The 16,841-nt window shown below is 62.1% G+C and carries 26 protein-coding genes; 16 read left to right on the top strand and 10 right to left on the bottom strand.

Features of this window, described 5'->3' with window-relative positions; translation table 11 throughout:
• Positions 1 to 92: 92 nt before the first annotated feature.
• Positions 93 to 278, top strand: coding sequence for a hypothetical protein (locus P9254_RS14470; RefSeq protein WP_066992988.1), 186 nt, complete (start codon positions 93 to 95; stop codon positions 276 to 278).
• 130 nt (positions 279 to 408) lie between these two features.
• On the opposite strand, the gene P9254_RS14465 is transcribed toward P9254_RS14470, so the two are convergent.
• Positions 409 to 666 (bottom strand): hypothetical protein, encoded by a 258-nt coding sequence (locus P9254_RS14465; protein ID WP_278056666.1) that lies wholly within the window; start codon positions 664 to 666, stop codon positions 409 to 411.
• A gap of 309 nt (positions 667 to 975) precedes the next feature.
• On the opposite strand from P9254_RS14465, the gene P9254_RS14460 reads away from it, so the two are divergent.
• The 4 genes from P9254_RS14460 (at position 976) to P9254_RS14445 (ending at position 2,826) form a co-directional block, all read left to right on the top strand.
• Positions 976 to 1,206 (top strand): hypothetical protein, encoded by a 231-nt coding sequence (locus P9254_RS14460; protein ID WP_278056665.1) that lies wholly within the window; start codon positions 976 to 978, stop codon positions 1,204 to 1,206.
• A gap of 362 nt (positions 1,207 to 1,568) precedes the next feature.
• On the top strand, positions 1,569 to 1,874 hold the full coding sequence (locus P9254_RS14455; RefSeq protein ID WP_066992982.1) for a hypothetical protein: 306 nt from the start codon (positions 1,569 to 1,571) through the stop codon (positions 1,872 to 1,874).
• A 342-nt stretch (positions 1,875 to 2,216) separates the two neighbouring features.
• Complete coding sequence (locus P9254_RS14450) at positions 2,217 to 2,516, top strand: DUF982 domain-containing protein (protein ID WP_067321894.1); 300 nt, start codon at positions 2,217 to 2,219, stop codon at positions 2,514 to 2,516.
• 22 nt (positions 2,517 to 2,538) lie between these two features.
• Positions 2,539 to 2,826, top strand: a complete 288-nt coding sequence (locus P9254_RS14445; protein ID WP_067321896.1) for a DUF982 domain-containing protein — start codon at positions 2,539 to 2,541, stop codon at positions 2,824 to 2,826.
• A gap of 51 nt (positions 2,827 to 2,877) precedes the next feature.
• Here P9254_RS14445 and P9254_RS14440 read toward each other — a convergent pair whose 3' ends face one another.
• Entirely contained in the window at positions 2,878 to 3,387 is a 510-nt protein-coding gene (locus P9254_RS14440; RefSeq protein ID WP_066992977.1) for a ferritin-like domain-containing protein, read from the bottom strand.
• Between the two features lie 212 nt (positions 3,388 to 3,599).
• Here P9254_RS14440 and P9254_RS14435 point away from each other — a divergent pair, with 212 nt between their 5' ends.
• Both P9254_RS14435 and P9254_RS14430 read left to right on the top strand, forming a co-directional pair.
• Positions 3,600 to 3,788: a DUF3606 domain-containing protein gene (locus tag P9254_RS14435; RefSeq protein ID WP_067321902.1), complete on the top strand. Its 189-nt coding sequence runs from the start codon at positions 3,600 to 3,602 to the stop codon at positions 3,786 to 3,788.
• Between the two features lie 44 nt (positions 3,789 to 3,832).
• On the top strand, positions 3,833 to 3,955 hold the full coding sequence (locus P9254_RS14430; RefSeq protein ID WP_278056501.1) for a hypothetical protein: 123 nt from the start codon (positions 3,833 to 3,835) through the stop codon (positions 3,953 to 3,955).
• Positions 3,956 to 4,244: 289 nt separating this feature from the next.
• Here the strand turns inward: P9254_RS14430 and ligD are convergent, their stop codons facing one another.
• A complete protein-coding gene (ligD, locus tag P9254_RS14425; RefSeq protein WP_278056662.1) occupies positions 4,245 to 6,014 on the bottom strand; it encodes a DNA ligase D in 1,770 nt (589 codons plus the stop codon).
• A 239-nt stretch (positions 6,015 to 6,253) separates the two neighbouring features.
• Between ligD and P9254_RS14420 the strand changes: the two genes are divergently transcribed.
• Entirely contained in the window at positions 6,254 to 6,472 is a 219-nt protein-coding gene (locus P9254_RS14420; RefSeq protein ID WP_095824617.1) for a hypothetical protein, read from the top strand.
• Between the two features lie 248 nt (positions 6,473 to 6,720).
• On the opposite strand, the gene P9254_RS14415 is transcribed toward P9254_RS14420, so the two are convergent.
• Both P9254_RS14415 and P9254_RS14410 read right to left on the bottom strand, forming a co-directional pair.
• On the bottom strand, positions 6,721 to 6,978 hold the full coding sequence (locus P9254_RS14415; RefSeq protein WP_095801499.1) for a helix-turn-helix domain-containing protein: 258 nt from the start codon (positions 6,976 to 6,978) through the stop codon (positions 6,721 to 6,723).
• Positions 6,979 to 7,166: 188 nt separating this feature from the next.
• Positions 7,167 to 7,361 carry a DUF3606 domain-containing protein gene (locus P9254_RS14410; RefSeq protein ID WP_066992956.1) on the bottom strand — a complete coding sequence of 65 codons (195 nt, stop codon included), beginning with the start codon at positions 7,359 to 7,361 and terminating at the stop codon, positions 7,167 to 7,169.
• Between the two features lie 387 nt (positions 7,362 to 7,748).
• Between P9254_RS14410 and P9254_RS14405 the strand changes: the two genes are divergently transcribed.
• The 5 genes from P9254_RS14405 to P9254_RS14385 all read left to right on the top strand — a co-directional run bounded on the left by P9254_RS14405 (position 7,749) and on the right by P9254_RS14385 (position 13,253).
• Positions 7,749 to 8,747 carry a L,D-transpeptidase gene (locus P9254_RS14405; RefSeq protein ID WP_278056660.1) on the top strand — a complete coding sequence of 333 codons (999 nt, stop codon included), beginning with the start codon at positions 7,749 to 7,751 and terminating at the stop codon, positions 8,745 to 8,747.
• A gap of 148 nt (positions 8,748 to 8,895) precedes the next feature.
• Positions 8,896 to 11,334, top strand: coding sequence for a GcvT family protein (locus P9254_RS14400; protein ID WP_278056659.1), 2,439 nt, complete (start codon positions 8,896 to 8,898; stop codon positions 11,332 to 11,334).
• Positions 11,334 to 12,443: a mandelate racemase/muconate lactonizing enzyme family protein gene (locus P9254_RS14395; RefSeq protein WP_278056658.1), complete on the top strand. Its 1,110-nt coding sequence runs from the start codon at positions 11,334 to 11,336 to the stop codon at positions 12,441 to 12,443. Before P9254_RS14400 ends, P9254_RS14395 begins: the two co-directional genes overlap by 1 nt.
• 102 nt (positions 12,444 to 12,545) lie before the next feature.
• Positions 12,546 to 12,869: a DUF2934 domain-containing protein gene (locus tag P9254_RS14390; RefSeq protein WP_278056657.1), complete on the top strand. Its 324-nt coding sequence runs from the start codon at positions 12,546 to 12,548 to the stop codon at positions 12,867 to 12,869.
• A 99-nt stretch (positions 12,870 to 12,968) separates the two neighbouring features.
• Positions 12,969 to 13,253 (top strand): photosystem reaction center subunit H, encoded by a 285-nt coding sequence (locus P9254_RS14385; RefSeq protein WP_095801503.1) that lies wholly within the window; start codon positions 12,969 to 12,971, stop codon positions 13,251 to 13,253.
• A gap of 148 nt (positions 13,254 to 13,401) precedes the next feature.
• On the opposite strand, the gene P9254_RS14380 is transcribed toward P9254_RS14385, so the two are convergent.
• Complete coding sequence (locus P9254_RS14380) at positions 13,402 to 13,674, bottom strand: PilZ domain-containing protein (protein ID WP_095783349.1); 273 nt, start codon at positions 13,672 to 13,674, stop codon at positions 13,402 to 13,404.
• A 166-nt stretch (positions 13,675 to 13,840) separates the two neighbouring features.
• The gene (locus P9254_RS14375) at positions 13,841 to 13,990 is read right to left on the bottom strand and encodes a hypothetical protein (protein ID WP_095778956.1); all 150 of its coding nucleotides are present in this window, start codon (positions 13,988 to 13,990) and stop codon (positions 13,841 to 13,843) included.
• A 204-nt stretch (positions 13,991 to 14,194) separates the two neighbouring features.
• Between P9254_RS14375 and P9254_RS14370 the strand changes: the two genes are divergently transcribed.
• Entirely contained in the window at positions 14,195 to 14,377 is a 183-nt protein-coding gene (locus P9254_RS14370) for a hypothetical protein (protein ID WP_067321930.1), read from the top strand.
• A 177-nt stretch (positions 14,378 to 14,554) separates the two neighbouring features.
• Here P9254_RS14370 and arsC read toward each other — a convergent pair whose 3' ends face one another.
• The 3 genes from arsC to P9254_RS14355 are packed head-to-tail and all read right to left on the bottom strand — an operon-like array spanning position 14,555 to position 16,007.
• On the bottom strand, positions 14,555 to 14,965 hold the full coding sequence (gene arsC, locus P9254_RS14365; protein WP_067321933.1) for an arsenate reductase (glutaredoxin): 411 nt from the start codon (positions 14,963 to 14,965) through the stop codon (positions 14,555 to 14,557).
• Positions 14,962 to 15,660: an aquaporin gene (locus tag P9254_RS14360; RefSeq protein WP_278056656.1), complete on the bottom strand. Its 699-nt coding sequence runs from the start codon at positions 15,658 to 15,660 to the stop codon at positions 14,962 to 14,964. The genes arsC and P9254_RS14360 overlap by 4 nt, the downstream gene beginning before the upstream one ends.
• Positions 15,657 to 16,007: an ArsR/SmtB family transcription factor gene (locus P9254_RS14355; RefSeq protein ID WP_067321941.1), complete on the bottom strand. Its 351-nt coding sequence runs from the start codon at positions 16,005 to 16,007 to the stop codon at positions 15,657 to 15,659. The genes P9254_RS14360 and P9254_RS14355 overlap by 4 nt, the downstream gene beginning before the upstream one ends.
• Positions 16,008 to 16,049: 42 nt before the next feature.
• Between P9254_RS14355 and P9254_RS14350 the strand changes: the two genes are divergently transcribed.
• Positions 16,050 to 16,187: a hypothetical protein gene (locus tag P9254_RS14350; RefSeq protein WP_156751036.1), complete on the top strand. Its 138-nt coding sequence runs from the start codon at positions 16,050 to 16,052 to the stop codon at positions 16,185 to 16,187.
• A gap of 495 nt (positions 16,188 to 16,682) precedes the next feature.
• Entirely contained in the window at positions 16,683 to 16,841 is a 159-nt protein-coding gene (locus P9254_RS14345) for a hypothetical protein (protein ID WP_278056654.1), read from the top strand.

The following is a 16,841-nucleotide window of genomic DNA, read 5'->3' as shown; positions in this document are numbered from 1 at the left end:
ATGCGATCGGCGGTACCAATCGCCTACGAAAAGCAACAACGCGATGAAACCTTTCAGGGCTTCTTTCCGTTCGGTCGGAGGAGGATCCAACAATGACCGAACCCGGCGAAAGCAGTTCCCATAACCGGATCGACGACAAGCAGCTCGTCATTTTGCTGAAACAGAAAACAGGCATTTCGGACGCGCAAGCCAGGAGGCTGATAAAAGCGGTTGGACGCGATCGTCCTGCGCTGTTGCGGGAAGCCAGAATCATCAGGGCGAGGCACTCGGGCGTGTAGTTCACGCCGCCGCTTGAGCCGGTCGATGGACCTTTCCGAAAAACGGCCATCCCCTCAGCGTGCGACCAGCCGAGAAACCTTGAGCCGCGGCGCGAAGAAGCAGCGCAAATAGGGCTGATTGGTTATCACGTTAGTTGTTTTCGCAGATATGATATTGGCCATCCGGTGATTCCTGAACCCGGTCTCGCGGGATGTTGAAACCGTCGGGCAAATAGGTATAGCCGCCGTCGGCTCTGGACCGCACCGAAGACTGAGGGATGGCGCGGCAATCTTGACTGCCGCAGCACTTGAATCTCGTTACCGGGTCAATCTTGTCTTCGTACCAATCATGCGCATTGGCGCCTGTTGCGGCGGCAATGCACATGGCTGTGAAGATGACCCTTCGCATGGCATTCCTCGTGTGCGGAGGCGCTGCTCATTCGGGCGTCATGTATATTAGCGTTGCGCCGAAAATGCCATTGCATCGCGAAGGCCCGGCACGGCAGCCGTCTGCCTCGCCCGCTCACACCAGCCATCGTTTTGGATGGTCTCGCCGGTCATGAACGCGTTATGCATAAGATACAGACAGGCGGGCGCGCGATGTCGGAGGGCGTGGCGAAGTGCTGCGTCTCGTTGCCCCAGAATCGCTTGTGCCTCCCGGCGGCATGCACAAGAATCGGCGGCTTGCGCAGACCTGCCGATTGCGAGATGGTGGGCGATGATCGCCGGTAGGTATCTGGATCACAAATTGGAATGCCCGTTTTGCGGTGTGATCCGGTTGCAGATCCCCATCGATGCTCAACCCATTACCCAAATCCATTGTGCCGAATGCGGCAAATATCTGGGTACGTGGGACGAACTCCAGACCGACTTCGAGCGCCAGGGCGGCACCGAGGGGGTGTTCCGTCTGGACAAAGGGCGTATCCAGAAGCTCGCTTCCAGCCAATAACGGACCGCCGGTGGCAGCCAAGCCCGGAATTGGCGGGAACTAATTTCTGACTTGAACGTTGCGCCGCCATAGGGGACTTCCCATGGCGCTCACATCTGACAGTCAGTCACAGGAAGCTGTTGTTCAACGGCTTGTCCGGGAGATCGGCATTAGCGAAGCGCAGGCTTTGGAACTTGTTTCTTTCCTAGGCTTGAATTGGGGTTCGCTCGTTCGCGAGGCGAAGGCACTGTCGTTCAGGAAGTAGCCTGTTGACGAGCCAGATCCGGTTTTCTTGCACGCGTGCCAAGGCACGCGCTGGAAAGTGCGCAAAGATACGTTAGCGATCGCTTGACGAATCCGCCGACCGCACCAGTCTTGCGTCTATGGCAAGAGGCATCAAGGTCGGAGACGAGGTCGCCATCACCGCAACGGTTCGCCGGCGGGTGACGGAGGACCGCGTCAGCGTGTCGATTCCCTCCTATGAGCAGCCGCATTCGATCATCGACCGCACGTCGACCGTGAAGAGAGGCCAGCCGATCGAGCTCGTCGGAGATGTAACGCGCGTCAATGGGGACCGGGTGACCGTGAAGCTCGGCGTACCGGTTACAGTGGACATCGACAAGGTCAGGCTGGTGACCACCAGCAAGCCTCCCGCGCGAAAGCCACCGGTGGTTCAGCGGCCGGCGTAAGGAAGACTGTGCCTGCCGGCAGTTCCGGACGGAAATCCGAGTCACGCTTTCTAGAATTGCTCCGGCAAAAACCCGCCCGGGGAGGAGCGCGGGCGGGTTTTCGCAAGAGCGGCCACATGACTCGCTCACGGATGGCGGCCCTCATTTCGGAGCAAAGGTTCGCTCCGCCGCTGCGTACCGAACAGCAAGACCCGCGGAAGGTTCCCATCGAGCCGAACGCTCCCGCACGCGCCCTCATCTTGACGGCCAAAAACCGCAAACCCATATCGCAGCCAGGCCAGGATCGTTGAAGGTTCCGGCCCGTCTCAGAACTCAAATTGTTCGTTCGACTTGGAGGATCTTATGAACGATCGGATGTTTGACAGCCCTGTTTTCGTGAAGAGCGGGAACAGCCTCATCCAGGAAATCGCGTGCCTCGATGACGCCCTGGAATTTCTCTACGAATGGCCCAAGAACAGACGCGGCACCATCTACGAGACCGCCCTGCGTGCCTGTCAGCGAGCATTCGACAGCGACTATCCGCTAACGGCGGCCAGAGACGCGTTCTGCGGCTTCGCAAAGTCGGTCAAAATCCACGAGGACGTGAGTGTCACTTTGCCTTGGATGACCGGCAAGGGCCCAGGCAGCGGCGTGACTGCGTAGCCGCAAAAAGGAGGCAGTCGCGATGCTTGCAAAACCGTTCGAAAAGCCGATCCGCGTCTGGGTCGGACTGGGATTTCCGCGTCAGCTGAACACTGTCGTAGATGCCTATCAGTTCGTCGCCGACTGGTGTGGCAACAGCCCTGAGCAGAAGGCGGCGATGCGTGCCTGCAAGGCCGCCTTGGCCGGCGAAATCGACGCAGAAACGGCGAGAGGGGTCTTCGTTGCCTTTGCCCGCCGGAAGGACATCCTCATCGAGGAGGGAGCAGTTCCGCTCCCAACTGGAAAGGCAGCCCAACCGAAGCACGCTTGATGTGACCGAGGCGGCGGCCAACGCCGCCTCGTTTCACCTGTAGGACGCGAACTAGCGCTTGGCGCTGTCGCTGTCGGCATCGGCCCGGGCGAGGAATGTCTCGGTGACCTGCGGAAGATTGTCCTTCAGCCACTCGGCCATCGCTTCTTCTTCGCGCAGGTTCTGCTCACAGACCCGAGCAATCTCGGCTTCACCCACGGCTTCAGCGGCAGCCATGAGGATCGTATAGGAAGCGATCTCCATATGCTCGAAGGTGTAGCTGGCCAGAGAGCCTTTCATCACCTCGTCGCCGGCGAACACGCCGCTGATCGACTGCGCCATTGCGGTCAGTTTTCCGCCTGCGTCCTTCAGTGTTGACGAACCTTCTTCCAGGCCATCGAGGCAAGACTTCAATCGTCTCGCCTGCTCCTTGGTCTCGGCGAGGTGAGCGCGGATGCGTTCGCTGAGGTCCGGATAGCTCTCGAGCCGGCCCAGCTGGCCGGACAGCATCGTCTCGGCTTGCTCTTCCATCGCGTGAGCATCCCTCAGCCACTGGATCAGCCATTCGCGGGATTCAGACATAGGTTGTTCCTCCTAGTTGGGTGCGCCCGAACCACAAGGACTGCGGATTGTTCCGTGGCGAGAGTGACGGGAGTGGGCATGACGAGCAGCAGGCCCGCGGCTCCTCGAAAAGCGTCGCTGACAGGACGGAAGCCGCGTCCGCATACCAACCTCCCAGAGGCTGGAACATTCCCAAAGGGAGGCGGTTTTATTCCTATCCAGGAGGAACAACCATGGCAGACGACACGACCAAGCGTGATTTCCGCGACCGCGGCCGCGTGTCAGGCGATGAGGAATATGAGATCGCCCACTTCGCGAGGAAATTTCAGCTGACAATCCCCGAGGCTCGCGACCTCATCAAAAAGCACGGAAACGATCGTGCGACGCTGGAGCGCGAAGCAAGGGCGGTGGCGAGCCGCTGACGGGCGTTCGCACTTGTGCGGAGATACTGCGAAGGAGACTTGACATGGCTAATAACCTATCCCGCGAGGAGGAGCAGCGTGGCACCAGCAGGGTCTTCATGTGGGGTAGCGTCGCCGCGGCCGTAATCTTTGTGGCCCTTCTGGCGCTATTTTGGTTCGGCTCGTGATTGCCGTCGGCCACAATGGCAAAGACTTTGCGGCGTGCCTCAGCCCTGCTCGACCGGTCAGGGCTGCGTCCTTAACTTGAGATTTCGAAATGAGGCAACCGACGGCATGGGCGGGGGGCGATGGGGAGCCGTCGGTTACCAGGAACAGGGGCCATCGAATCAAAATATGCATAGGCCCTTATATGATCATGCCAGCAATTTGCGTTCTTGGAAACTGGTTCCGTCCGAAAATTCAATCGCCTATGACTAAGAACGCAGATTCGGGATGATCTTGGACGGGCCTCGCCCGCTACGCCGCATTTCGCTGAGCCGCCCTGAACGGATGGTCCATGGTAAACGCATCCGGCCGGATACGCCGCTCTACCTGCACCCAAGTAACGGGATGCGCGATGGGGAAGCCGGGGCGGGCCCGCGGCGAAAAAGCGCCGGCGGCCGTGTTGCCTCGCCCGTTGCGAAGATAGTCGATAAAGATGCGGCCCTTGCGGGCCGCCGGCGCGGCCGACAGCAAGTAGCGGTCGGGTTCTGCGTCGGCGAGGACCTGGGCAATCGACCTGGCGAGCTGCCGCGCGCGGTCGTGGGTCATTTTCGCCGCCAGCGGCGCCAACAAGTGAATGCCCTTGCCGCCCGTGACCTTCGGCCAGCTTTCCAGACCTGACGCTGCCATGATGTCCCGCAGCGCCAGCGCGGTCTCAGTCACTTGCGCCCATTCCACGCCCTCACCAGGGTCGAGATCCAGCACGATCCGGTCGGCATGCTCGATGTCATCCACCGTGGCATTCCACGGGTGGAGCTCGACCGCATCCATTTCGACCAGCCCGAGCAAGCCGTCGAGGTCGTCGACCCAGACCCGAGTGCCCTCCCCACCTTCTCGCTTCTCGACGCGCAGCTGGTGCACCGCTGCCGGGATCTCGGGCAGCGGTCCCTTGTGGTAGAAAGTTGCCCCGAAGGCATGACGGACGAGCTTCAGTGGGCGACGGCCGAGGTGCACCAGCGCCTGATCGGCGACCAGACTCCAATAGCGAACGAGCTCATCCTTGGAAGGCGAAACCGCATCGGGCAGCAGCTGCAAGATATTCTCACGCGGCACGCCGTGATCTCGGTCCGCTCTTCGTTTCGACGGCGCCGGCGGCTTTGGCGGGACGGCCACCAGGTCCTCGCGGAGCCCCTTGAACACGGCTTCGCGCAAGATCCCGCGATCGGTAACGCCGCTGAACTGCACCTCGGCCAGGACTTCGGGTCTCACCCAGGTCGCCTTTGGCTTCACAATGGGCTCCGACAAAGGCGATTTGCCGATGATCAGCGGATCGAGCCGTTCGCGAACGCGTCGCGCCACTTCAAGCGTATAACCGCTCTGAGCCTTGCCTGCATAAAGCAGCCGATCGCCCTCGCGCTTGCCGATATAGAGCGATGCGATCCGGCGCGGCTCAGCACCAAGCTTCTCGACGAACGCGACGATCGGAAAGGTGTCGCTCTTGATGCATTTGACCTTGACCCAGCTCGTCTGCACGCCGGAACGGTAGGGCGCGTCCGCGCGCTTCGACACGATCCCCTCCAGGCCCATCCGGCAGGCATGATCGAACATCTCCCTGCCGCTCACCTCCAGATGCTCGGCATAGGTCAGCGTCGGCGCGCTGCCCTTCAGGAGCGTTTCGAGCGCTGCCTTGCGCTCGACCAGCGGCTGCTGTCGCAGATCGCGACCGTCGAGGTGCAGCAGGTCGAAGGCATAGAAGATCAATCTCGAAGAGTTTGCGTTGCCCAACTCGCGCTCCAGCGCCTGGTAGTCAGGCAAGCCGGTGTCGCCGAGAACGACAGCCTCGCCATCAATGATCGCAGATTTCACCGGCAAGCCCGCCGCCGCCTGGACAATCCTCCTGTAGCGATGTGACCAGTCATAGCCGCGGCGCGTGAAGGCTCGCGCTGTTCCGCCCTCCACGATGAGCTGGGTTCGGTAACCGTCATATTTGATCTCGTGCAGCCATTCGCCGTCTTCGGGAGCTTTCTCGACCAAGGTGGGCGATTGGAACTCGATGAAGGAAAGCCGGTCTTTGCCGCTGGTCATGCACGCGCGACTCCACGAACCGCGACTCAAGCCGGAGCAGTCCCATCAGTTCCTTCCATTTTAGTAAAATCGTATGTTTGTCCAACTTGGCAAAGCGCGGCCTCGCAAAGGCAACGCGTTGCCCCCCGGGCCGCAGAGTGCTCCGATTATCTGATCAGATGTTTTATCAGTTGAGTGCGGAACAATCCTTAGCCGGCGACGTTTGGCTGCGGGGTGGATCTTCTTCAGGTGGGCCGTCAATGAACAAGTCAATCGTAATGGATTCGGTCGAAATCGACACGCTGGAAGACAGGTATTACGTGCGCGTTATCGAGGATGGCGTTGTCACCATCAAGGGTTTCGGTTCCGAAGCGGACGCGAAAGCTTTTGCCAAGCACGAACACACGCGACTGGGACTTGACGCTGTCAAGCAGCCGGGCACCGGCCAAAAGCTGCGATACGGGTTTCCGGAAAGTTGATGCCGCCTCGAAGATCGAGGAGTCTCTGACTTCCCCTTCGGGAACGCCGGCAACGCGCGGCCGCGGTCCTGCCCTGCAAATAAGTCAGCCATGCGCGTCGTTCATTTGCCTGGTCGAGGTTGAACCAGCTTGAAGTCGAAGCTCTCCGGCAAACGTCCACGAGTGCTCACAGGCCTCACGGAGGACGCGACCTCCGGTTTGCGTGGACAGTTAGCTCGCTGCCAGCAGCGCTCGGCAGCGGGACTAGCTTAGCGGCGCTGTTTATGGCGATAGCCATTCATTTCGGGCCTGACGGCCGAAAGCGAGGGCCCCTTCGCCGTGAACACGACGCCCGCCGCCTCAAAAGCGCGACGGATGCGGGTTCGTTTCTCGACCCGCAGAATTCTGATCCCGTTCTCGAAGTCGCGAATGGTCCCTTCGCCTAGGCTGGCCTTGGCGCCGAGGCGCACCTGCGACCAATGCAGGAGTTCTCGTGCGGCTCGCGACTCCTCTGGCGTCAAATCCATCAAGGGGTCTCCCCTAGGCTTTTCAGCTGTCAATTTCCAGCTTCGTGTGTCCCGACTGCTCGTGCCAGATCACCTGCCGGAGGTCGCCCCAGTCCACTGCCTGCCCGCAGGCGGGACATATCCGGAACTGGTCCTCTTCGTTGGCGGCTGCTCTGACCCGCAACCGGGCAAAGATCGGCGGCCCCAAATCAGAAAGCTTTGTCACCCAGCTTCCTTGCCTCACGTTGCAAAATCTTACGGTCGTTGCCGTGCTCGCTGATCAGTTCCCGAACCTGTTCAGGCGTGATGCGATGCTGCTTGGCAAAGTAGCGAACCTCATAATCGTCGTCCGCCGACACACGGTCGCGGTCCCGGAAATCGCGCTTCGTTTTGACGTCTGCCATGGTTGCTCCTCCTGGCAAAACGAACACCGGGAAGGCAGGAATGTTCCAAACCGCTAATATGTGCGTGAAGCGCTACGGCCGGGATGGGGTCGGCCACGGCATTGCCTGGGGCTGAGGCGTCAAGTGAAGTAACCGGCGGCATGGGCGGGGGGCGTTGGGGAGCCGCCGGTCACCAGGCAAGGGCCCATCGAATCAGAGAATGCATAGACCCTTATATGATCATGCCAGCATTTTTCGCTCTTGGGAACTGGTTTCGGCATAAAATTCAAGATCGTACGCCCAAAGGTGCACGTTCTAATGATTTTCACGCCGGCGCTGCGACAGGAACCAGATCGGCACGCCCGCGTCATAAAGACAGGTTTCTGTCGTAACCCGGGAGTGAAGTCGATGGTCCGGCTCTTCGTTGTCGCTGCCGTGGCGCTCGCGCTCGCATGCAGCGGAGCTCAGGCGGCGAGGCTTGACCTCGACGCGGTCAATCAGGCGCAATTCAGCGAGGGCGAGCCGAAGGACGTCAGTCCGATGCTTCTCAAGGTTCAGATCCTTCTCGATCGCGCCCGCTTCTCGCCGGGCCTGATCGACGGTCGCCTCTCCGACAATTTTGCCAAAGCCGTGGCGGCGTTCCAGGCGGCCAACGGACTGGCTTCCGACGGCAAGCTCACACGCGAGACCTGGGACAAGCTGACGGCGAGCTCCGCCGAGCCGGTTCTGGTGACATATGAGATCACGGTCAAGGACGTGCGCGGCCCCTTTACCAGGCGCATCCCCACCCGCCTGGAGCGGATGGCTAGTCTGAAGCGCCTCGGCTATCGCAATGCGCGGGAGAGGCTGGCCGAGCGTTTCCACATCAGCGAACAATTGCTGAAGACGCTAAACCCGCGCGTCGGGTTCCGGAAGGCAGATGAGAGCCTCGTAGTGCCCGATCTCGGACGGGGCGACGCCCCGGCGGAGATCGAGACCATCGAGGTCGACAAGGCATCCCGCCAGGTCCGCGCGCTCGATGCGTCAGGCAAAGCCGTTGCAGTCTTTCCGGCCTCGATCGGCAGCGAGGAAAAGCCGGCGCCGAGCGGCGCCGCGGAGGTCAAACGCGTGGTGCGCAATCCGACCTATCACTACAATCCGAAATTCGCCTTCAAGGGGGTCAAGAGCAAGCGGCCCTTCACCATCGCCAAGGGACCGAACAATCCGGTGGGATCGGTCTGGATCGACCTCTCGATCGAAAGCTACGGCATCCACGGCACGCCGGATCCCGGCAAGATCGGGACGACCTACTCGCATGGCTGCATCCGGCTGACCAACTGGGATGCCGAAGACCTCGCCGCCATGGTCAAGCCGGGCACGAAAGTCGAGTTCAAGGACGAGACGGCGCAGGACGGGCAGGCGCAGTAAAAACGCCGGGAGGAGTGAGCCGCCAAGGCGGGATCGCTGCATAAGCCCAATTTATCGTTACCCCTAGTTTTTCGGAACGTTACACGGTCTTCCGTCGCCTGTAGCTTCGGCGGCGCGCTTTTGAAAACGATCTGGAATTGGTGGTTCGATGCGAGCACATGCGAGAGTGGTGATCGTCGGCGGAGGATGCGTCGGCGCCGGCATCCTTTACGGCCTGGCCAAGCGCGGCTGGACCGACGTTGCGCTGCTCGAGCGGACCCAGCTTACGGCCGGCTCCACCTGGCATGCAGCGGGCCTGATCCCGTCCTATACCCGCAACATCAATGTCGGCCGCATGATCAAGAAGACCATCGAGATCTATGAAGGGCTGGAGGCCGAAACCGGCCAGCCGGTCGGCTGGCACAAATGCGGCCAGCTGCGCATCGCCAACAGCCGCGACCGGCTCGACGAATTCAAGAGCTATATGAGCGTGGCCGACGTCCAGGGCATGCGCGCTGAGTTGCTGACGCCGGGCGAAGCGAGGCGGCTGGCGCCGCTGCTCGACAACGACCACATGCTGGGCGCGCTTTATCATCCCGATGACGGCCACATCGCGCCGGCCGACGTGACCATCGCCATGGCCAAAGGCGCGCGGGATCTGGGTGCCAAGGTGTACTTGAACACCGAGGTCACCGGCTTCAGGCGCACGCCCGGCGGCGAATGGCTCGTCCAGACTAACAAGGGCGACATCACCTGCGAGCACGTGATCTCCGCGACCGGCAATTATGCGCGCCAGACCGGCGCGCTGCTCGGCCTCGATATCCCGGCGATCCCGATCCTGCATCAGTACTGGATCACCGAAGCGGTGCCGGAAATCGTCGAGCGGAAAAGGCAGGGCCGCCCCGAAATGCCGATCCTGCGCGACGAAGGGTTCGAGGGCTATCTGCGCGAAGAAGGCGACGGGCTGATGTTCGGGCCTTACGAGCGCACGGCGAACCTGAAACTGTTCGCCGAGGACGGCGTCCCTTCCTGGTTCGGCGCCGACCTCGTCGAAGAAGATTTCGAGGCGGTGTCGTGGAACTGGGAGCAGGCTCTGCAGCTGGTGCCGGCGCTGGGGCGCGTCGGTATCAAGGCCAATGTGCGCGGACCGTTCCAGATGACCGCGGACGAGCTTCCCTTGATGGGGCCGGCCTGGGGCCGGCCCAATGTCTGGCTGGCCGAAGGCGTGCCAGGCGGCATCCTGTGGGGCGGCACGATAGGCTATTACCTGTCGGAACGGATCGTCGAAGGCGGCAACAGCCTCGACACCTCGGATCTCGATCCGCGCCGCTTCGGCGACTATGCCAACAAGGCCTGGACGCGCGAAAAGGTCCGCGAGGCCTGGGGCACACATGCGGAGCAGAAGTATCCGGGACAGGACATGCCCGCCGCCCGGCCGCAGAAGACCGCGCCTTCCTATGACAGGCTGACCGAGCTCGGCGCCGTCTGGGGCGTTCTCAATGGCTGGGAGATGCCCAACTGGTTCGCGCGCGACGGCGTCGAAGCCAAGGACCAGTATAGCTGGCGATGGACGCCGAAGGGGAACCTCGTCGCCCAGGAAGTCCAGGCGGTGCGCACTGCCGTCGGCTTGGTCGAGATGACGCCCATGACCAAGTTCGAGGTGTCCGGACCGAACGCGGCCGCCTGGCTGGACAGGATCATCGCCAATCGCTTGCCGGCGGTCGGAAAGGTGACGCTGGCGCATCACCTCACTGCAGGCGGCGGGGTGCAGGCGGAGTACATGGTGGCGCGCCTCGGAGAAGACCTGTTCTACCTCATCTCGACGCCGCGCGCCGAGCGCTGGAATTTCGACGATCTCTCAAGGCTGCTGCCCGCCGACGGCAGCGTATCGCTGAAGAACGTCACCAACCATCGCGGCTGCTTCACAGTCGTCGGGCCCAAGGCACGCGAAGTGCTGCAGCCGCTGACCGAGATCGATCTTTCGAACGAAAAGTTCCCGTGGTTCAGCGTGGCGACCGGCAGCGTCGCACTGGCCAGCGACGTGCGGCTGCTGCGCGTCAACTATGAGGGCGAGCTCGGCTGGGAACTCTTTCACCCGCTGTCCTATCAGCGGCAGCTGCTGGATGCCATCCTCAAGGAGGGCGAGAAGCACGGCATGCGGCTTGTCGGGCTGCATGCGCTGGAGTCGCTCAGGCTCGAAAAATCCTATCGCGCCATGTATCGCGACATGAACCCTGAGCTCAACGCGCTGGAGAGCGGGCTCGAGCGCTTCATCCGCCTCGACAAGGGCGATTTCGCTGGCCGCGAGGCGGTGCTGAAATACAAAGCGAGGAACGACCAGCGCCGGTCGGTGACGCTCAAGATCGAAACCGACGGCGCGAGCACGCTTGCCTCCGAGGGCCTTTATATCGACGGCGAGCTTGTCGGGCGCATTACGTCGGGCGGCTACGGCTATGCGCTCGGCCATGACGTGGCGCTGGCCCTTCTGCCGGAACGTCTGAGCAAACCCGGCACCAAGCTCGAGGTCGCCATTTTGGGGGAATGGAAGATCGCCGAGGTGATCGCGGACTCGCCTTACGATCCGACCTCGGCCAGGGCGCGTATGTGATGCGCGTCGATCGGATCAACGTCTATTCGGCGCAGCTGCCCGTCAAAGGCGGCGTCTACCGCATGGCCAGCGACGACGTGGAGTCGCTGGACTCGACGCTCGTCGAGATCGTGACCGAAGACGGTTTCACCGGCTGGGGCGAGACCTGTCCGATCGGACCGGTCTATCAGCCGCACCATGCGCTGGGCGCTCGCGCGGCGATCGCCGAAATCGCCCCGGGACTGATCGGTGCGGAGATCGCTTCGATCAGGCTGCTTGCGAAACAGATGGACGAGCGCTTGAACGGACATGGCTATGCCAAGGCCGCGTTCGACATGGCCTTTCTCGACCTGCTCGGCCAAAAGCTCGGCGTGCCGGTCTCGACGCTGCTGGGCGGCGCGCTGACCGATCGCGTCCCGGCCTATTATTCGCTGATCGTAGGTCCGCCGGACGAAACGGCGAGGATCGCCGCCGACAAGGTGAAGGCCGGCTATCCGCGCCTCCAAGTGAAGATCGGCGGGCGCAACCTCGAAGAAGACGTGGCCGTCGTGCACAAGGTCTGGGAAGCTGTCGGCTACAAGGCGCGCATCGCGGTCGACGGCAACCGGGGCCTGACAATCGCGTCGGCAATCCATCTCGACCGGCTTTGCCACGCCATCCCCTTCGTCTTCGAACAGCCCTGCAACACCATGGATGAAGTCGCTACGCTGAAGGGCCGCGTGACGCATCCGGTCTATCTCGACGAGAGTACCGAGGACCAGAACGCGGTGATGCGAGCGATCTCCATGGGCATCGCCGACGGCTTCGGCTTCAAGGTGACGCGTCTCGGCGGTCTCACGAAGATGACAACCGTGCGCGACCTTTGCGCCATTCGCTCGCTGCCGCACAGCTGCGACGACGCCTGGGGCGGCGACATCATCGCGGCGGCCTGTGTCCATCTTGCTGCCACGGTCGAGCCGCGCCGGATGGAGGGAGCCTGGATCGCCCAGGAATATATCGACGGGCATTTCGACCGGAAGAACCCGGTCGTGATCGAAAAGGGCTTCATAGCCGTGCCGCAGCGGCCGGGCCTGGGCGTCAAACCGGAACCCGGGACATTCGGCAAGCCGCTGGCGACTTACGGAGCCTGACCACCGGCCAGGCTTTGGCTGGCGCCAGCCGATCACTTCTTGGGCCTCGCGGATCGTTCCGCCTCATCCCGCGTTGAGTGGCACGCAAAGGGAGGAACGGCAATGGATGATGATCGGACCGAGAAGATCAGGCAGCGTGCCTATGAGCTCTGGCAGCGCGAGGGCAGCTTGCATGGCGACCATGAGCGGCACTGGCGCCAGGCCGAGATGGAGATCGATCGCGAGGCGGCGCTGCCGCTCACGGCAGACGATGCGCTGCCGGGAACGCGCGAGATCGACAGCGCGGATGTGCTGACGGTCGAGGCGATTGCGATACGCACCGGCATATCGGCCCAAGAAGCGCAGGAGTTGCTCGACAGGCTGGGCAGCGACCGCGCCGCGATCGAGCAGGCGGCGCGGAGCATCCGGGCACGGAAAGGGCTGTAGGTCAGGAACCCAGACGCGTGCGACGTTGCCGGCATTCGACGTCGGCGGAACCCTCGTTGCCATCGACAGTTCCTCCTGTCTAACCACAGGAGACCTGTCATGGATCATACCAACCACGTAAGGCTGACAAACGCCGAATTGACTCCCAGCGTTCTCGAAGGCGCCACCATCTACGGCCCCGACGATGAAAAGATCGGTTCGGTCGACCACATGCATGGCAGCCAGGTCGTCATCGATGTCGGCGGCTTCCTCGGCATCGGTGCAAAGCCGGTCGCCGTCAGCGCCAACCAATTGGATTTCATGCGCGACGAGGACGGCGACGTCCACGCCGTGACCAGATGGACGAAGGACCAGCTGAAGTCCATGCCCGAGCATCACGACTGAGCACGGGAAGGGTCCGGCGAGAGCCGAGCCTCAGTTTAGCAGCTCGCGCTCGGCGGCCTGCGCGTGGCCCCCGCGCTCAACGAGACGACGGCGGTGGAGAAGCGGCGACGCCGCTCCGCCCCGTTGCCGGGGCTAACGAAGGAGGCCATCAGCCCTTCATTGAATTGCTGTAGACCTGCACGCCGACGCGCTCGTTGCGGCGCCAGCGCACCACGGCCCGATAGACGGCGTCGTCATCGGGAACAATGAGCGTGAAACGGTCGGGCAATTCCACCTGCGGCCCGACGCGCAGTTCGGCGCCATGCTCGTGCTGGTTACGGACGGAGCACTTGATGCTGGCGTCGCCGGTGACGATCGTGGCCTCCTTCAGTACGAATTCTCGTGAATGAAGACGGCGCTCTAAGTGGGGAAAGGTGGCCATGAAGCACTGGTCCCGAAACTTGTCCGGCGGGCTCAAACTCAATCGCCCGACGCACCACCCTAGCGCGGACGTGTTTCCGTTCCGTTAGCGTTTTCTAATCACTGCCCACTCGCCGATCCCGTTTCCGCACAGGCGGCGCCGGACCGAACGAGCTTGTCGCATGCCGCTAATGCCGCTTGAAATACTGGACCTCGCGCTCGTGCTTTTCGGCAGCCTCGCGCGACTTGAAGGTACCGAGATTCCGGCGTTTGCCGGTCCTCGGATCCACTTTGCGCGAATAGAGCCGGTAGTCGCCGGACTTCAGCTTGCGGATCATGGGACACCTCCTCTGCTCGTAAGTCTAATCCACTCGACCTGTCCGGGGTTCCAGCAGCGAACGTGATCCATTTCACGGAAGCGCCGCGCCGAATGTCGGAATCGACGCGGCAGCGACACGATTGGGTCGGATTATTTGTACTCAAACGGCTTCCGCGGCGTTAGTCTTTGCGTCCGCGAGCATGCCGGACTGGAGGAGGGTGAGATGGCGACGGCCAAGCTTCACGGCGTTGAACTCGTCAAGGGCCAGAGGTGGACGGTGCGCGTCACCGCCTACGGCACTACGCTGACCTTCCCTTTCGAAGCCGAGCAATTTGCGCGCTCCTATGCCGATGGTCAGGCCTTCCGCCTCGGCGTCGAGGTGGTCGAGTTGAAGGACTGCGCCTGAGCGGCTGCGGGCGTAGCGATCGCCGCCACGGGTTCGCCGCGCGACAAATCTATCGCCAAGCTCCGATAGCGGCGGACCTTATGCAGGAACTGGCAAGAAGTCGGTGTCGTGCCCATCACTTTGTCGACTCGTTCGCAAACCACGAGCCTCGATCTACTTCATGAAGCATCTGGCGTTCTAGGTTTGCGGCAACCAGGCAACCTTCTCGCCATCCTCCTTGATGAATTCGCGCACGGGGTTGTCGAGCAGCGGCAGCACCGCCTCCGACGGCCGGCAGAGCCTCGTGCCCTTGGGCGTCTCCACGATCGGCCGGTTGATGAGTATCGGATGGGCGAGCATGAAACCGATCAGCTCGTCGTCGCTCCATTTCGGATCGGCGAGGCCAAGCTCCGCGTAGGGCGTGCCTTTCTCCCGCAACAGGTCGCGCGGGGTGATGCCCATCGCCGCGATCAATTCGAGTAGCCGTTCGCGGCTCGGCGGCGCCTTCAGATATTCGATCACCATCGGCTCCTCACCGCTGGCGCGGATCATGGAAAGCGTGTTGCGCGAGGTGCCGCAAGCGGGGTTGTGGTAGATGGTGACCGTCATGGCTCGGCTTTCAGTGGCTCGGATTGCTCGATGGATTCGGGCCGCAGCAGCCATCCCATCAGCGCCAGCGCGATAAAGGCGCCGAGCAGTTCGGCGACGATGAAACCCGGGAGATCGGCCGGCCTGATGCCGGAAAAGCTGTCGGTGAGCGCACGCGCCACGGCGACGGCCGGATTGGCGAAGGACGTAGAGGCGGTGAACCAGTAGGCGGCGGTGATGAAGAGGCCTACCAGCCATGGCACAGCCCGTCGCTCGAAGCGCAGGCCGGCGAGAATTACAGCGACCAGGCCGAATGTCGCGACAATCTCCGAAAACCATTGCGCCGGTCCGGCGCGCGGCTTGGTCGCGATCTCCAAGGGCGGCAGGGCGAACATGAGGTGCGCGGCGATCGTGCCGGCGATGCCGCCGGCGAACTGCGCGGCGAGATAGGCAGGCAGATCGCGCGGCGGGAGCGACCGGTTCAAACAGAAGACGAGCGAGACGGCCGGATTGAAATGCGCCCCGGAGATCGGTCCAAGGATGGTGATCAACACCACCAGCATTGCGCCGGTCGCGAGCGTGTTGGCGAGCAGCGCCAGCGCGGTGTCATGCGTCAGCGTCTCCGCCATGATGCCGGAACCGACCACCGTTGCCACCATCAGGCCGGCGCCCAGGGCTTCAGCAACGGCACGTCGCGGCAGATCGTAAGAGATCATTGCCGGGGCCCCTCGCCCGGCCGGCAGCACGGGGCGGCGAGCGCCGGCGCGCAGATTTCCGGCCGGCCCGAGCAGCAATCCTCCATCAGGAAGCGGATCAGAGCGGAAAGCGCATCGTATTCCGCGCTGTAGACGATCGAGCGTGCGTCGCGGCGCGTGCCGACCAGGCCGGCGCGCTCCAGTTCCTTGAGATGGAAGCTGACATTGGACGGAGATACCTCGACCTGTTCGGCAAGCGAACCGGCGGCGATGCCGTCCGGCCCGGCAACCACCAGCAACCGAAGCAGTTTCAGCCGCGTTTCCTGCGACAGCGCACCAAAGGCCATCAGGGCTTGTCGCTCATCCACGTTTCAACAATCCTTGAAATATTGAAACGAGGCATAGCCGACATGCTCACTCCTGACAAGAAATATCGTCCCCGCTCCTCCATTGGATCCTCGGACCTGACCATCGGCGATCTGCTCCACACGCTGGCTGATTACCAAGACAAGCCGCTGGTGTTTCGTTACGACGCGGCCGGCCGGTGAAATTTCCATCCCAACTAGGATAGTGGGTCGGTTTGAAATCGCGGGTTAGCCCAAACTCCCCCGTCCATCACGCTCTATTGAGCGAATGTGAATGATCCCCAGCTTCCTCTAAACCCGTGATTGTGACGAATATCCGACCGCCAGAGCACACCCAACAATGTCGCTCTCAGCAAGGAAAAGGGCTCGCGCCTAAACGCCGCGAGCCCTTCTCTTTTTACGTCACGCGCTTTTTTGTAAGGGCGGCGCACTGTTGGCTTCTCGGCTTCGACAAGCGCAACGATGATCGCGCTTCTCCCAACGCTTGTCGGTGACGCCCGCTTCCGCCTGTTTCCGGACGGGGCCTAGGCGAAAGCGCCTGTTCTGATCGGGATGGACTTTCAAACTGACCCACTACCCAAATTAGCGATCTCTTGTATTTCTCGAAAATGAGGATCATGCTTGGCCCATTGCGTGGCAACCTGATGCGCAGCCGGGTGGATAAAAGGGTAAGGCGCCATGGAATTCGCAGTCTGCTATGACCACAGCGTGATCGATCTGGTTTGGTCGATCTTCCTCAGCATCACGACGGTTTTCATGTTCCTGGCGCCATTGGCCGTCGCGCGGCTGATAGCGATCTCGCGCGGGGCACCTGTCGGACGTCTTCAGACGGCCTGA

The organism is Mesorhizobium sp. WSM4983 (assembly GCF_029625765.1).
Lineage (GTDB): Bacteria > Pseudomonadota > Alphaproteobacteria > Rhizobiales > Rhizobiaceae > Mesorhizobium.
This window is presented reverse-complemented; position numbering and strand designations above follow the sequence as displayed.

Excerpts from the sequence above, each read along its gene's own strand:
- P9254_RS14465 (WP_278056666.1), bottom strand. The coding sequence starts at position 666 with ATGCGAAGGGTCATCTTCACAGCCATGTGCATTGCCGCCGCAACAGGC.
- ligD (WP_278056662.1), bottom strand. The coding sequence starts at position 6,014 with ATGACCAGCGGCAAAGACCGGCTTTCCTTCATCGAGTTCCAATCGCCC.
- P9254_RS14410 (WP_066992956.1), bottom strand. The coding sequence starts at position 7,361 with ATGGCAGACGTCAAAACGAAGCGCGATTTCCGGGACCGCGACCGTGTG.
- P9254_RS14395 (WP_278056658.1), top strand. The coding sequence starts at position 11,334 with ATGCGCGTCGATCGGATCAACGTCTATTCGGCGCAGCTGCCCGTCAAA.
- P9254_RS14345 (WP_278056654.1), top strand. The coding sequence starts at position 16,683 with ATGGAATTCGCAGTCTGCTATGACCACAGCGTGATCGATCTGGTTTGG.
- P9254_RS14470 (WP_066992988.1), top strand. The coding sequence starts at position 93 with ATGACCGAACCCGGCGAAAGCAGTTCCCATAACCGGATCGACGACAAG.
- arsC (WP_067321933.1), bottom strand. The coding sequence starts at position 14,965 with ATGACGGTCACCATCTACCACAACCCCGCTTGCGGCACCTCGCGCAAC.
- P9254_RS14415 (WP_095801499.1), bottom strand. The coding sequence starts at position 6,978 with ATGGATTTGACGCCAGAGGAGTCGCGAGCCGCACGAGAACTCCTGCAT.
- P9254_RS14375 (WP_095778956.1), bottom strand. The coding sequence starts at position 13,990 with ATGATCCGCAAGCTGAAGTCCGGCGACTACCGGCTCTATTCGCGCAAA.
- P9254_RS14430 (WP_278056501.1), top strand. The coding sequence starts at position 3,833 with ATGGCTAATAACCTATCCCGCGAGGAGGAGCAGCGTGGCACCAGCAGG.
- P9254_RS14400 (WP_278056659.1), top strand. The coding sequence starts at position 8,896 with ATGCGAGCACATGCGAGAGTGGTGATCGTCGGCGGAGGATGCGTCGGC.
- P9254_RS14455 (WP_066992982.1), top strand. The coding sequence starts at position 1,569 with ATGGCAAGAGGCATCAAGGTCGGAGACGAGGTCGCCATCACCGCAACG.
- P9254_RS14370 (WP_067321930.1), top strand. The coding sequence starts at position 14,195 with ATGGCGACGGCCAAGCTTCACGGCGTTGAACTCGTCAAGGGCCAGAGG.
- P9254_RS14460 (WP_278056665.1), top strand. The coding sequence starts at position 976 with ATGATCGCCGGTAGGTATCTGGATCACAAATTGGAATGCCCGTTTTGC.
- P9254_RS14385 (WP_095801503.1), top strand. The coding sequence starts at position 12,969 with ATGGATCATACCAACCACGTAAGGCTGACAAACGCCGAATTGACTCCC.
- P9254_RS14360 (WP_278056656.1), bottom strand. The coding sequence starts at position 15,660 with ATGATCTCTTACGATCTGCCGCGACGTGCCGTTGCTGAAGCCCTGGGC.
- P9254_RS14440 (WP_066992977.1), bottom strand. The coding sequence starts at position 3,387 with ATGTCTGAATCCCGCGAATGGCTGATCCAGTGGCTGAGGGATGCTCAC.
- P9254_RS14420 (WP_095824617.1), top strand. The coding sequence starts at position 6,254 with ATGAACAAGTCAATCGTAATGGATTCGGTCGAAATCGACACGCTGGAA.
- P9254_RS14390 (WP_278056657.1), top strand. The coding sequence starts at position 12,546 with ATGGATGATGATCGGACCGAGAAGATCAGGCAGCGTGCCTATGAGCTC.
- P9254_RS14435 (WP_067321902.1), top strand. The coding sequence starts at position 3,600 with ATGGCAGACGACACGACCAAGCGTGATTTCCGCGACCGCGGCCGCGTG.
- P9254_RS14350 (WP_156751036.1), top strand. The coding sequence starts at position 16,050 with ATGCTCACTCCTGACAAGAAATATCGTCCCCGCTCCTCCATTGGATCC.
- P9254_RS14405 (WP_278056660.1), top strand. The coding sequence starts at position 7,749 with ATGGTCCGGCTCTTCGTTGTCGCTGCCGTGGCGCTCGCGCTCGCATGC.
- P9254_RS14445 (WP_067321896.1), top strand. The coding sequence starts at position 2,539 with ATGCTTGCAAAACCGTTCGAAAAGCCGATCCGCGTCTGGGTCGGACTG.
- P9254_RS14450 (WP_067321894.1), top strand. The coding sequence starts at position 2,217 with ATGAACGATCGGATGTTTGACAGCCCTGTTTTCGTGAAGAGCGGGAAC.
- P9254_RS14380 (WP_095783349.1), bottom strand. The coding sequence starts at position 13,674 with ATGGCCACCTTTCCCCACTTAGAGCGCCGTCTTCATTCACGAGAATTC.